Origin of the sequence: Terrisporobacter hibernicus (assembly GCF_020809405.1) — a bacterium.
In the GTDB taxonomy this organism is placed as follows: Bacteria; Bacillota; Clostridia; order Peptostreptococcales; family Peptostreptococcaceae; genus Terrisporobacter; species Terrisporobacter petrolearius.
Window position 1 is genome coordinate 3,645,123 of sequence record NZ_CP081135.1, and the last position, 12,759, is coordinate 3,657,881.

13 protein-coding genes and 1 other annotated feature are annotated in these 12,759 nt (G+C 26.7%); of the genes, 7 read left to right on the plus strand and 6 right to left on the minus strand.

All coding sequences use genetic code 11. The annotated features are described in order from the left end of the window. The first annotated feature begins 1 nt into the window (after position 1). The 3 genes from thiE to JW646_RS17775 all read left to right on the plus strand — a co-directional run bounded on the left by thiE (position 2) and on the right by JW646_RS17775 (position 1,562). Complete coding sequence (gene thiE / locus JW646_RS17765) at positions 2–634, plus strand: thiamine phosphate synthase (protein ID WP_228415862.1); 633 nt, start codon at positions 2–4, stop codon at positions 632–634. Positions 635–732: 98 nt separating this feature from the next. Beyond that, positions 733–1,314 (plus strand): TetR/AcrR family transcriptional regulator, encoded by a 582-nt coding sequence (locus JW646_RS17770; protein ID WP_148556685.1) that lies wholly within the window; start codon positions 733–735, stop codon positions 1,312–1,314. A 14-nt stretch (positions 1,315–1,328) separates the two neighbouring features. Then, positions 1,329–1,562 carry a hypothetical protein gene (locus JW646_RS17775; protein ID WP_083399280.1) on the plus strand — a complete coding sequence of 78 codons (234 nt, stop codon included), beginning with the start codon at positions 1,329–1,331 and terminating at the stop codon, positions 1,560–1,562. A gap of 30 nt (positions 1,563–1,592) precedes the next feature. Here the strand turns inward: JW646_RS17775 and JW646_RS17780 are convergent, their stop codons facing one another. Then, positions 1,593–1,895: a hypothetical protein gene (locus tag JW646_RS17780; RefSeq protein WP_074916401.1), complete on the minus strand. Its 303-nt coding sequence runs from the start codon at positions 1,893–1,895 to the stop codon at positions 1,593–1,595. 80 nt (positions 1,896–1,975) lie between these two features. Beyond that, a complete protein-coding gene (locus JW646_RS17785) occupies positions 1,976–2,836 on the minus strand; it encodes a YitT family protein (RefSeq protein WP_074916403.1) in 861 nt (286 codons plus the stop codon). A gap of 214 nt (positions 2,837–3,050) precedes the next feature. Here JW646_RS17785 and JW646_RS17790 point away from each other — a divergent pair, with 214 nt between their 5' ends. Further along, on the plus strand, positions 3,051–4,211 hold the full coding sequence (locus JW646_RS17790) for a ComEC/Rec2 family competence protein (RefSeq protein ID WP_228415863.1): 1,161 nt from the start codon (positions 3,051–3,053) through the stop codon (positions 4,209–4,211). A 219-nt stretch (positions 4,212–4,430) separates the two neighbouring features. After that, positions 4,431–5,453 (plus strand): TDT family transporter, encoded by a 1,023-nt coding sequence (locus JW646_RS17795; RefSeq protein ID WP_228415864.1) that lies wholly within the window; start codon positions 4,431–4,433, stop codon positions 5,451–5,453. 65 nt (positions 5,454–5,518) lie between these two features. On the opposite strand, the gene JW646_RS17800 is transcribed toward JW646_RS17795, so the two are convergent. Then, a complete protein-coding gene (locus JW646_RS17800; protein WP_175487630.1) occupies positions 5,519–5,671 on the minus strand; it encodes a hypothetical protein in 153 nt (50 codons plus the stop codon). Between the two features lie 248 nt (positions 5,672–5,919). Here JW646_RS17800 and JW646_RS17805 point away from each other — a divergent pair, with 248 nt between their 5' ends. Continuing rightward, positions 5,920–7,773, plus strand: a complete 1,854-nt coding sequence (locus JW646_RS17805; protein WP_228415865.1) for an SEL1-like repeat protein — start codon at positions 5,920–5,922, stop codon at positions 7,771–7,773. A gap of 108 nt (positions 7,774–7,881) precedes the next feature. On the opposite strand, the gene JW646_RS17810 is transcribed toward JW646_RS17805, so the two are convergent. The 3 genes from JW646_RS17810 to thrC form a co-directional block, all read right to left on the minus strand. Further along, positions 7,882–8,817, minus strand: a complete 936-nt coding sequence (locus JW646_RS17810; RefSeq protein WP_074916411.1) for a magnesium transporter CorA family protein — start codon at positions 8,815–8,817, stop codon at positions 7,882–7,884. A 431-nt stretch (positions 8,818–9,248) separates the two neighbouring features. Then, positions 9,249–10,145 carry a homoserine kinase gene (thrB, locus tag JW646_RS17815; RefSeq protein WP_074916413.1) on the minus strand — a complete coding sequence of 299 codons (897 nt, stop codon included), beginning with the start codon at positions 10,143–10,145 and terminating at the stop codon, positions 9,249–9,251. An 8-nt stretch (positions 10,146–10,153) separates the two neighbouring features. Beyond that, on the minus strand, positions 10,154–11,635 hold the full coding sequence (thrC, locus tag JW646_RS17820) for a threonine synthase (protein ID WP_228415866.1): 1,482 nt from the start codon (positions 11,633–11,635) through the stop codon (positions 10,154–10,156). Between the two features lie 57 nt (positions 11,636–11,692). Further along, positions 11,693–11,918 (minus strand) — a binding site (T-box leader). A 547-nt stretch (positions 11,919–12,465) separates the two neighbouring features. On the opposite strand from thrC, the gene JW646_RS17825 reads away from it, so the two are divergent. Beyond that, positions 12,466–12,666 (plus strand): DUF1450 domain-containing protein, encoded by a 201-nt coding sequence (locus JW646_RS17825; RefSeq protein ID WP_228415867.1) that lies wholly within the window; start codon positions 12,466–12,468, stop codon positions 12,664–12,666. Positions 12,667–12,759: the final 93 nt, after the last annotated feature.

The window sequence follows — 12,759 nt, forward strand, 5'->3', positions numbered from 1 at the left end:
TATGATTGATAAGAATAAGTTAAAAAAATCACTTAAATTATATTTAGTAACAGATTCAGATTTATTAAAAGGACGAGATTTTTATAAATGCATAGAAGATGCTATTAAAGCTGGAGTTACTATGGTGCAACTTAGAGAAAAAGATGCTGATGGTAAGGAGTTTTTAAAAAAAGCAAGGAAACTTAGAGAACTTACTAAAAAATATAATGTTTCGTTTATAATTAATGATAGAATAGATATAGCATTGCTAGTTGATGCTGATGGAGTTCATGTTGGTCAAAGTGATATTGACGCTGTGTCAGTAAGAAGATTAATAGGTGAAGATAAAATTATAGGAGTGTCAGCTAGGACTGTTGAAGAGGCTATACAAGCTAAAAAGGATGGCGCTGACTATTTGGGCATTGGTTCTATGTTTTCAACAAACACAAAACTAGATGCGAAGCAAGTTTCTTTTAATACTTTAAATGAAATAATAAAAGAAGTTAATCTGCCATTTGTTTTAATCGGAGGAATAAGTTTGGAAAATGTACACAAGCTAAGAACATTTAACCCAGATGGGTATGCTCTTGTTTCAGGAATATTGTCAGCAACAGATATAGATAAAAGAGTTAAACTGTGGAATGATAAAATATAGATATATTGAAATGACCTAGAAATAGGTCATTTCTTTATGTTATAATGAACTTGAAAAAGGATGTATGTTTTAGTAATAAGTTATAAAGGGGAAAGTAAATGGATCAATTAAACTCAACAAAAAATAGAATATCTTCTGTTGCATGGAAATTATTTTATGAACAGGGATATGAAGCAACAACAGTGGATCAAATAATAAATGAATGTGGCATATCAAAAGGAAATTTCTATCATTACTTTAGTGCAAAGGATGATTTATTGAATACATTATCAGATATATTTGACGAAGAATACACAAAAATAATGAATACATTAGATGAGGATATGAATAGCTTTGATAAGCTTATAGCAACGAGTAGGCATTTATTTCGTTTTATAGAAGAAAGTGTACCTGTTGAATTATTGTCTATTTTATATTCATCACAAATTGTTAAAAAAGGCAAAAGGCATTTACTCGATCAGCAAAGAGTATATTATAAAGTTTTACAACAGATAATAAGTGAAGGTCAAAGTAGAAATCAAATAAAAAATGATAAATCATTTTGGGAATTAGCTAAAATTTATGCTATGCAAGAAAGAGCAGTTTTATATGATTGGTGCATTTGTGAAGGCAATTATCCTTTATCTTCTTATGGTATTGAACTTTTAGAAATGTTTTTAACAGATATTAGAATAGGTTAATAAGGATGGTAAATATGAGCAATATTAGTATTAAACTCACTAGAGAAAATTTTGATTTTAAATTTAAACAATATGAAGGAATGTATTTTCATGCTGAAATAAATGACAATAGTGAAGTTGTAAAATATAAAATCACTAAAGATAAAGAGGGCAATGAGTTAAAAGAATTTGGTAATACTCATTTAAAGGAGAGTATGATTTATATTCCTCAAATTGAGGCGTATATTGATCTAAATAAAATAAATTAAAAGAGAGAGAGAATTTATTCTCTCTCTCTTTTAATTTAAGTCTAAGGTTATTTCCGAAATTACATTATCAGGATTTTTTATAACAAATTGAGGCAACACCTCATAGTACTCCCTATCTATGAACCTTTCTATTTCTTCAATTTGTTCCACTTCTTTTTCAGTTACAAATAATATTATATTTGAATTTTGTATAATATTGTCAGGCAATTTATTTATTATACCTTTTTCCCTTTGTATTTCATAATTTACAATTATTCCAAGTTTAGTTCCAGCTTCTTTAAGAAGTTCTCCACTTAATTCACTATCACATATTGCGGCTATTTTTATACTCATTAATTTATACCTCTTTTTTATAAAGTAAATATAATTATAATATATTGTAAAGAAATTACAAGTCTTGTATTTGTATAAATTTATGCACTTATAGGTGAGAATCCTTCTCCAAACACTTCGTGGACATCACTAACTATAATAAAGGCGTTTTTGTCAACTTTTTTAATTAATTTTTTTAGGTGAATCTCTTGATTTTTATTTACAACAACTATTAATACACTTTTATTACTATCAGTATAACCACCTTTTCCATCAAGAATTGTTATACCCCTATTCATCTCATTTACAATAGCATTTTTTAGAGCTTCTTCTTCATTTGTTATTATCATAAAGCTCTTAGAATAATTAAATCCTGCAACAATAAAGTCTACCATTTTTACTATAACATATAAGCTAATTGCAGAATATAAAGCTGTCTCTATGTTTTTATTAACTATACCAGATGATAGTACAACAAGTCCGTCTAGAAATACTAGGCATTTTGATATTGGAATGCTTGGTATTGCTTTGTTAATCATTAAGGCTATTAAATCTGTTCCACCAGTGGAACCATCAACACTAAATATAATTCCAAGTCCAAGACCGTTAAATATAGCTCCTGTAATTGCTGATAATAAAACATCGTTTGTTACTGAAATTTGAGAAAATGAAGATGTTAATTCTAAACATCCAGATAGTAGTAACATCCCAAATAAAGTTTTTAATGAATCCCTTTTCCCTAAAATCTTAATTGAAAAAACTACTAGTGGTACACCTAAGATTAACATTATTGTCGATACAGATAAACCACTAACTTTACTTAAAACTACAGATAGACCGCTTAGGCCACCTGGTGCAATAGTATGAGGACCTAAGAATATGTTTATACCACAACTTAGTAGTACACATCCTACAATCATACCTAAAACTTCCGTAATCATATTTTTAAAATTATTTTTCATGTATATCCCTCCATAAGGTATATTATAACAAGTAAAATAGAATTTTACTAATATTTTGAAATAATATGTAATATTAACTTTATTCTGAAAATAAGAACAAATATAAAAGATTAAAGAGGTATTTCAACATAATAAATTTACAAAAATTTACATAAATACTCAAAGTTTTCAGTTATAATCATACTTAAGTATAAAATTTAAGGGGAGAAATAATATGAAAAAGTATATTGCAGGGTTTAGGAGCAATAATTCTAAGAAAAAAAAGAAAGCTAGTATATATTATATTTTAATTACATTGCTTTTTATTTTAGGAACATCCAAAGATATAAGTGATATATCACTTTATTTACTTCTTTTGATGACACCATCCTTAGTTTGTAATTTTAAAGTTTTTATCAAAAAAATAAAAAATAAAAATAAAAGAAAAATATTTTTACGTACTTTAATGTGCTATTTAATAATTTTGTGTGTTTTCATAACTTCAACACCTGTCTTAAAGGAAACAATAGCGCAGTCACAGTTGTTACCAGAGACAATGAGTAGAATTTCCTTAAGTACAAATAAAAAAGAAATAAAATCAAGTAAAGAAAAAAGCAAAGATTCAATATCTAATGTTTATGAAGCTCAACTACATTTTATAAATACGGGAAATTCAGATTCCATACTTATTAGACAAGGAGGAGAAGCAGCCCTTATTGATGGAGGAGACAATGATGATGAAAAAACTGTTGTTAACTATTTGAAAGATATAGGTGTTAAAAAACTAAAATATGTTGTAGCTACACATCCAGATGCTGATCATATAGGAGGATTAGATGCTGTAATTAATTCAATACCTGTAGAAACTGTTTATGTAAGCAATGGTGATGCTAATACAAAAACTTATTCGGACTTTATTAATGCAATGTCTAGTAAAAATTTATATCCTAGCGTGCCTTTATTGGGTGCGAAGTTTTATTTAGGAACATCAGAGTTTAAGGTATTATCAGCAGCAGATTTAAATGATGTTAATGACAATTCAATAGTTTTAGAATATACAAATGGAAATGACAAAATATTACTTATGGGGGATGCTGGCGCAGATATTGAAAGGATTATAGATGCAAAAGAAGTTGATTTAATTAAAATAGGTCATCATGGCTCTAATACTAGTTCTGACATGAATTTTATAAAGAAAATTAATCCTAAATATGCAGTAATAACTGTTGGAAAAAACAATAAATATGGCCACCCTAACAAAGAAACTATGCAAACTTTAAAAAAAGAAAATATAGAAGTTCATAGAAATGATGAATGCGGTAATATTTTATTTAAATCAACAGGAAATGGCTTAGTAATTAACTGTGAAAAAGGAAGTTATAATTATGGCCGTTAATAAAATGAATAATGCAGTAGTTTATTAAAATAATATCATAATATTTTTGTATGACATTATAGTATAATCATAAATATTTCTTATGATTACCATGAAAAAGTCAAATACATAAAATTCCAAAATGCTATTTATTTTTAAAATAATGGTGGTATAATAATTTACATACTCAAGGCCGGCAAGTATATGAATTTTAAATAAAATATATACAGAGGTGACTAAATGAAACAATATTTAAACAAATTAGAGAATTTACACATAGGAATTAGTGGTACTTGTTTAGCATTTATAACACTAAGTAACTGTTGGTTAATAAAGGATATAAATTATTTAAAACCATTATCAATAATATTAGCAGTGATAATGCTGTCTTTAATGTTAATTAGGTTTATTAAATTTCCTAAAACAATGTTAAAAGAACTTAGAGACCCAGTGATGGGAACATTTTATCCTACATTTGGTATGGTAACTTGGTTAGTATCAGCATATTTCTATACTAGTGCACCAAAGCTTTGTTCTGCCTTATGGTTAGGGGCCGCTATATATCATTACTGTATAGCAATTTACTATACAATAATAAGAATTAAAGAAAGAAACTTTAGCAATGTAATGCCTACATGTTTTATTATATATACAGGTATGATAACAGGAAGTGTTGCCAGTGTTGGAATGGGTGGAATAATACCTTCTATAGCTCACTTTATGTTAATGTTTGGATTTACTTTCTATACAATACTATTGCCAGTAGTTTTATATATTGTATTTAAAAGTGAAATACTAGATGAGAAAAAACTTCCTACTGTTGGGATTATTTGTTCGCCAGCACCATTAGGTATAGTTGGTATATTAGCAATAGAGTCTCACCCAAATATGTATATGTTAATATGGTTAATTGTAACAGGGTTAATACTTTTAGGTGTTGTTTATGGATATATTGTTAAACTATTTAAAGATGGCTTTAAACCTTCCTATGCAGCGTTTACATTCCCTTTAGCAATTGCAACTTTAGCAGCATATAAATTATCAACATTCTTCCTATCAACAGGACATGCAAGTTTAGGACATGTATTTAGTGTTTTAGGTAATGTGGAAATATTTATTGCTACTTATGTAGTTTTCTTCGTTTTATTAAACTTTATAAATATGTTTATTAAAGCAATAAATTCTAAAGTGGGAAAATTTATTGAAGATGAAGAAAAAATAATTGGCAAAGTTATTTATGAAAATAATGTTAATGAAATGTAATAATAGCTATTTAAATCAACCTCTTAAGACTTAATTTATAAAATAAGTTTTAAGAGGTTTTATAGTTAATATAGATTGAAAAATTTAAAAACCAATAAACATACTAAAATAAATAATGCTACTTTAAAAATTATAGATGTGAAAACTTTTAATAGCTTAAACCCAACTCCTATGACAACTACTAAAAGACAAATTTTTAATAATAAATTTAAATCCATGTGTATTCCTCCTGTAATATAGAATATTATATTGTCAATGTATATATAATATATTCTTTTTACTAATTAATCAAGTTTTTCATTTCTTGCATAATAAAACTAATTATAAAAATAATATAATAGATGGATAATGCAAACATAAAATTACATCTTTATTACAATTTGGAAAAATTATTCATGAAGTATACACAATGTAATATAATATCTATTATTGGAATTATTATATTAAGATAAATAGGAGTTAAAAGATGAAGAGTTCAAAATTTTCTTTTGGAAAAATTAAAGACTTACCTAAAGAATCTGTGTTGGCACATAAAAAGGCTGTTATCTTAGAAAAGATGGGAAAAGTAGATGAAGCAATTGAATCATATAAAGTTTCAGCAGAGGAAGGAAATGTAAAATCACAATATTCATTAGGGAAAATATTTTTAAACAAAAAGCAATACCATGAAGCAGAAAGATGGTTTTCTATGGCATTTAAGAATGGTCATGAGGCTGCTGCTTATGATTTAGGTAACATGTATTACGACTTAGAAGGATATGAATATGCACTATATTGGTATGAAAAAGTCGCAATGGAAGGAAATGTAAAGGCACAAAATAATTTAGGCGTAGTTCACTATAAATTAGGGGATTATTCAAGAAGTGAGAAATGGTTAAAAATTGCAGTAGATGATAATTTAGGTAGTGCATGCTTCAATTTAGGTATTTTATATCTTAGTTTGGAAAAAGAAGAAGAAGCTATAGAATACTTTAAGAAAGGGTCAGTGTTACTTTCTGATGATTGTAAATATAATTTAGCTGTTTTACATAGAAAAAATGACAATGAAAAGAATGCCATTTCTATGTATAAACAATTATATCGTTCAGCTCATGCAAAGGGATGTTATAATATGGGCTTAATAATGGAAATTAATAAGGACGAAAGCGAATGCGAAAGGTATTATCTGAAAAGCTGCAAAAGTGAATTTCCCAAATCACAATATAGGTTAGGATACTTATATGATAGACAAGACAAAAGAGACAATGCAATTGAATACTACGAAAAAGGTATTGAACATGATAATCCTTTATGTAAATTTAGATTAGCTAACTTATGTAATAGAGAAAATGAAATAGAAAGAGCTAAGATGTATTATGATTTGGCTTCTAATAACATGGTAGAGGCTAAAAATAATTTGGCTGGACTGTATTTTGAGGAGAAAAATTATGATAAAGCTATAAAAAACTATGATGAGGCAATAGTAGATGGATGTAAAATAGCTATAGAAAATATTGGTGATTTGTATGATCAAATTGGAGATATTGAAAAAGCTATTTCTTACTATCAACGAAATTCTACACTTATATCTTGTCAAATAAAACTGGGAGATATTTTTAGAAGAATTGATAATGTGGATGAAGCTATAGTATGGTATAAAAAAGCATTTGAAAATAATGATATTTATTCGGCTTATTCTCTAGGATTAATATATGAGGAGTTAGAAGACTATGAAGAGGCTAAAAAATATTTTGTTTTTGCTGTTGAAAATAATCACTTAAACAGCCGTATTCATTTAGGAAGAATATATTATAATGAAGGAAATTATGAAGAAGCTAAGAATATGTTCGATATAAGTGCAAATGAAAATAATAAATATTCTCAACATATGCTAGGTTTAATCTATGAAAATTATTACAATGATTACATAAACGCCAAATATTGGTATGAAAAGTCTAAACAGCAGGAATGTGTTGAGTCAATTTATAATTTAGGTCAACTCTCTCTTAAACTAGGAGAAATTGATGAAAGCGAAAAATACTTTATGGAAGGTTTAAAAAGAGAAGATAAAAACTGTGAATATATGTTAGCTTATTTATATTATGAAAAAAGTAAAAGTATATTTAAAGAGTTAAGTGAAAGTGATCATGGAAATAGTGAAAAAATTTATAATGAACTTTTAGAGCTGGATGTAGACAAAAATAAAAGACTAGTTGTAGCCTTTGAAGAGGTTTTAGAGGAAGAGGAAGAAGAATATATACCTCAGTATATTTTAGAAGTAAATGAGAATCTAGAAAATGAATTTGAAGATATTGAATATGAAATGAAAATAGAATATTAAAAATAAAAGGTGCTTAAATAAAAATTTATATAAGCACCTTTTTGTATTAGTAATAAATTATTTTATGCTTTTATATATTTAAGTTACAATTCAATATTAAAAGCATGTTTATAGTAGTTTGTTTTTTGATAATAGTATTGATAATATTAAACAAATAATTGCTGATAAAAACAATATGATCCAAAACCCATTTGGATCCTCAGAAAATGGAAGATCCTCCACATTCATACCAAAATATCCTGAAATCATTGTAGGTATTGATAAAATTAGAGTTACAACAGTTAGTAGTTGCATTACATTATTTTGATTATTATTAACGATAGCACTAAAAGCATCCATGATTCTACTAAGAATATCTCCATAAATAGATGCCATTTCAAGGGCCTGTCTATTTTCTATAATAACATCTTCCAATAAATCCTCATCCTCAGAATACTTTTTTATTGTAGAAGTACGAAGCATCTTGTTCAAAACTAGTTCGATTGCTTTTAATGATGTTGAAAAGTATACTAAAGATTTTTCTAGTTCTAATAATTGAACAAGTTCTTTATTTTTCATAGATCTGTGTATTTCACGTTCTATTGTTATTGTCATCCTGTTAATTCTTCTAAGATATAATAGATAATAAGTTGCGTTTTTGTGCAAAATTTGAAGTATAAAACGGGGTTTTTTATAAGTATAGAATTCTTTTATATGACCAGCAATAAAGTCATTTAAAATTTTACTCTGAGCAGTACATACAGTAATTATTGAATTACCTGTTAGTATTATCCCAAGAGGAATAGTAGAGTAGTGAGCAGAATCAGAGTCAGACTCATCTATGGGAATATCAATTAATATTAATGTATGATTATCCTCCACATCGATTCTTGAACGTTCCTCTTCATCAAGAGCCGCATTTATACTATCAATATCTATATCAAATCTATCTGAAATATATCTTATTTCTTCATGACTTGGTTCAACAAGATTTATCCAACAACCTTCTTCAAAGTCGTTAAGTTTTTCTAGTTTGGTCTCAATTGTTTTGTAATATCTTATCATGGCAACACATCCTTTATTCAGTTTTATATATTGGCACTTAATGATATCTATTAAAAGACCAATATATAAAAAGGGTATTAGTCATAAATAGATATTATTAAGTGATTAAAAAGTTTTACAGTCCGAAACAAGAGTATCGGAATACTGTCCATTTTTCATCACTCTCCTTTATTATTAAACTTCTATATTATATAGTAATAATTTTTTTGAAATAAATCAATACTTGAAAAAAATACAATTAAATATAATAGAACTATATTATATTATAAACCTTTTAAAAAAAATATAAAATCCTTTTTATAAAAATTTAATATTTGACAAAATAAATTTGATTAAATAGAAAAAAGATATAATCTTAAAAAATTATATCTTTTAATTGATAAAGGTATACACAAAAATGTGTAGGCCTTTAAACTACATACTAAAATGAATTATTCAACTATATTTATTACTACACCTTGAAAATCACAATGCAAATCTTTAACTTGCCATTTATTTTCTAAAGTTTCTAAATATGATTTAATATGAGGTAAAAAATTCTTATTATCATCAGAAGTTAGACACATTATAGTGGGACCTGCACCACTTAAAAAAGTACCCAAGCAATTTAACTTATTTGAATGACTTACAATTTTGTCGTAGTCGTTTATTAGAGGACTTCTATATTCTTGATGAAATTTATCATTGCATGCTACTTTTAGTAATTCTAAATTATTATTCATAAATGCTGTAACTAAAAGAGTGGCCCTTGATACATTGAAAACCCCATCACTGTGTTCTATTACTTTTGGAAGTACAGACCTAGCTTTTTCTGTTGAAAGCTTAAAATCTGGTATAAGAGCGCAAAATCGTAAGTGTTTAGGAACGTTAATAGTATCATAGTATATTTTTTCACTTTCCATAAATGATACAATCATATTTCCATATATAGCAGGGGCAACATTATCAGGATGACCTTCGATTTCTGTTGCTAGCTTTAATATTTCTTCTTTACTTAAATTTGACTTACTAAGGTGATTGGCACCCATAAGACCTGCTACAATACATGTGGCACTACTTCCTAGGCCTCTACATATAGGTATTTCGTCTACAATTTTAATTTTAATACCTCTCGGAACAATATTAGGTTTTACTTTTTCAAAAAAATATTGCATTGACTTGTATACCAAATTATCTTTATTAATATATTCTTTTTCTTTTTCTTCAATTATAATACCTTCGTCTATTTCTTCGAAATAAAATTTATTATATAAACTTAAAGCTACCCCAAGACAATCGTATCCTGGCCCAATATTGGCACTAGTAGCTGGAACAATTACTTCTAACATATTATCACCTACACCTTTAAAATATTTTCAATTTCTTTTTTTAATTCAGATATATCACAATTTCTATTGTGTAAAATTTTAGCAGTTCTTAAATTTTTTATTGGCAATGGAATATTTGTATTAGTTTCTAAACTAAGATTTTCTAAAATAAGAAATTCGTCTAGATTTTCAACATTTTTATCTAAAGAAGTTAATACATCTTTGCTAAACTTATAAGGACTTGCAGTAGAAACTATGACATTAGCTACATTTTCAAAATCATTTTTTTTGTATTTTTCGTAGGCAGTATAGGCTACACATGTATGTGTATCTATTAAATAATTGTTTTCTTTGAAAACTTTACAAATATTTTCTTTTACCTCAGACTGTGTAGCATACTCTCCGTAAAACGTATTTAAGTTTAATTTCATATTATGGTCAATTTCATAAAATCCTTTGTTTTTCAAGTTATTCATTAGGGAATTAACTTTATTATAATCTCGGTTAGCAACTTCAAATAATAATCTTTCTAAATTGCTAGATATTAATATATCCATAGATGGAGACGTTGTTAAATGAAAAACTCTATTTTTATCGTATTTACCAGTATCAAAAAAATCATACAGTACATTATTTTCATTAGAAGCACAAATAAGTTTATTGACCGGTAATCCCATAAGTTTAGCGTAATATGCTGCTAATATATTACCAAAATTACCTGTAGGTACTACGAAATTTATTTTATCACCTAGATTAATGTGCTTATTTTTACATAAATTTAAGTAAGAATAAAAATAATAAACAACCTGAGGTAATAATCGACCAATATTTATAGAGTTGGCAGAAGATAGTATATAATTATTTTTCAATAACAATTTATTAAATTCGTCATTGCTAAATATATTTTTAACTTCAGATTGAGCATCATCAAAATTTCCGTTTATTGAAACAACATAAGTATTATTACCTTCTTGAGTTCTCATTTGAAGTTTTTGAATATTACTTACGCCATCTTCTGGGAAAAAAACAATTATTTTAATTTGATCCAAGTTTTTAAACCCCTCTAAAGCTGCCTTACCTGTATCACCTGATGTTGCAGTTAAAATAACTACTTCTTCTTTAATATTATTTTTTTTAAGTGACACTTGTAGAAGATGTGGCATTAATGTTAAGGCCATATCTTTAAAGGCACATGTTGGTCCATGATACAATTCTAGAAAGTAACAATTATTAATTTTTTTAGTCGGTGCAATTAATTTTGTGTCAAATTTATCATTATAAGCCTTATCAATACATGACTTTAATTCTTCCTCCGTAAAATCATCTAAAAATAATTTTAAAATTTCCAAGCATAGTTCCTTATAGGTAAGCTTAATAAATTTATTAAGTTTATCTTTTAAGTTAGGAAACTCTGTTGGTACATATAATCCACCATCACAGCAAAGTCCATTTACTATAGCTTTTGATCCCTTTATTTTTTCTCTACATCCTCTTGTACTTACAAAGTGCATATTTGTACCTCCTCATAAAATTATGTTTTTTTGTAATAAAAAAACTCTCGTCCCTAAAAAAGGGACGAGAGTATACTCCCGCGGTTCCACCCAAATTGATTAAAAAATCCACTTGTTACATATAACGTATGTAAACCGTCTATTCTTACTAAAATCAAAAGATAACTTCAGAATGAAGCTCCTAGGTAGTTTTCAATATTTCTAATTAAGGAAATCTTACAGCCCATGAATTTCCCTCTCTGGTAATCGATTAAAATTTACTCTTCCTAATCACAGCTTATTTATATTAAATTATTATAAATTCTAACTAATGTATTTAAGTATGTCAAGAAAAATTATAAAAATATGGGAAATAATACTATTTAGACTAGAATGTTACAAAGTCTTAACTGTTTGCAAAGGGAAAATATGATATTATATTATTATCTTTAAAAGAAATCAATTAGTATTTTAATATAAAAACAATTAGAATTCCTATTAAATTCATAAATTATTCATATTGGGGTATTATAATATTAAAAAAAGGAGGAATTAATATGGCAATTGTACTTATAACAGTAGTATTAGTAGTTATAATGCTTGGGTTATCATTTTTATCATACTTATCAGAGTCAAGTTTAATAGAAGAATAACTCTGAGCATAAAAGAATAAAATAGTTTTATCTATTTAAATATATGTAAAAGGATTGATTTTTAATCAATCTTTTTTTAGTTTTATATATTAAAATGTTTTTACTTATTTAAATAACAAATAATTAAATTAAAAAGTTTTGAAATTAGATACAAGGGTATTAATGTTATACAATATATATAATGTAAGGAGAATAAAAGTGAGTAAGTTAGTAAGAGTATGCCCTTTTTGTTCAAATATTGATGTTGATAAATTAAAAAAAATAATAGGTGAAGAGAATGTGAAAATAGGTTGTGTAAGTGCCTGTAGAAAAGAAAAATCATACTTTTTTGGCAAAATTAATGGAGTTTATGTTATGGCAAAAACTGAAGAAGATTTTTTTAATCAATGTAAAGAGTAGTATTAATTTTTAGAGTATTTAATATTAGAGTAAAAAATGTGTTTTTGAGCAAGGTCGTTGCCTGAAGCGATAGCGAAATGATTCGCCAATACA

What these genes read in the sequence shown, in the direction of transcription:
- JW646_RS17770 (WP_148556685.1), top strand. Translation starts at nt 733, where the DNA reads ATGGATCAATTAAACTCAACAAAAAATAGAATATCTTCTGTTGCATGG.
- thrC (WP_228415866.1), bottom strand. Translation starts at nt 11,635, where the DNA reads ATGCACTTTGTAAGTACAAGAGGATGTAGAGAAAAAATAAAGGGATCA.
- JW646_RS17785 (WP_074916403.1), bottom strand. Translation starts at nt 2,836, where the DNA reads ATGAAAAATAATTTTAAAAATATGATTACGGAAGTTTTAGGTATGATT.
- JW646_RS17775 (WP_083399280.1), top strand. Translation starts at nt 1,329, where the DNA reads ATGAGCAATATTAGTATTAAACTCACTAGAGAAAATTTTGATTTTAAA.
- JW646_RS17790 (WP_228415863.1), top strand. Translation starts at nt 3,051, where the DNA reads ATGAAAAAGTATATTGCAGGGTTTAGGAGCAATAATTCTAAGAAAAAA.
- JW646_RS17780 (WP_074916401.1), bottom strand. Translation starts at nt 1,895, where the DNA reads ATGAGTATAAAAATAGCCGCAATATGTGATAGTGAATTAAGTGGAGAA.
- JW646_RS17795 (WP_228415864.1), top strand. Translation starts at nt 4,431, where the DNA reads ATGAAACAATATTTAAACAAATTAGAGAATTTACACATAGGAATTAGT.
- thiE (WP_228415862.1), top strand. Translation starts at nt 2, where the DNA reads ATGATTGATAAGAATAAGTTAAAAAAATCACTTAAATTATATTTAGTA.
- JW646_RS17800 (WP_175487630.1), bottom strand. Translation starts at nt 5,671, where the DNA reads ATGGATTTAAATTTATTATTAAAAATTTGTCTTTTAGTAGTTGTCATA.
- JW646_RS17805 (WP_228415865.1), top strand. Translation starts at nt 5,920, where the DNA reads ATGAAGAGTTCAAAATTTTCTTTTGGAAAAATTAAAGACTTACCTAAA.
- JW646_RS17810 (WP_074916411.1), bottom strand. Translation starts at nt 8,817, where the DNA reads ATGATAAGATATTACAAAACAATTGAGACCAAACTAGAAAAACTTAAC.
- thrB (WP_074916413.1), bottom strand. Translation starts at nt 10,145, where the DNA reads ATGTTAGAAGTAATTGTTCCAGCTACTAGTGCCAATATTGGGCCAGGA.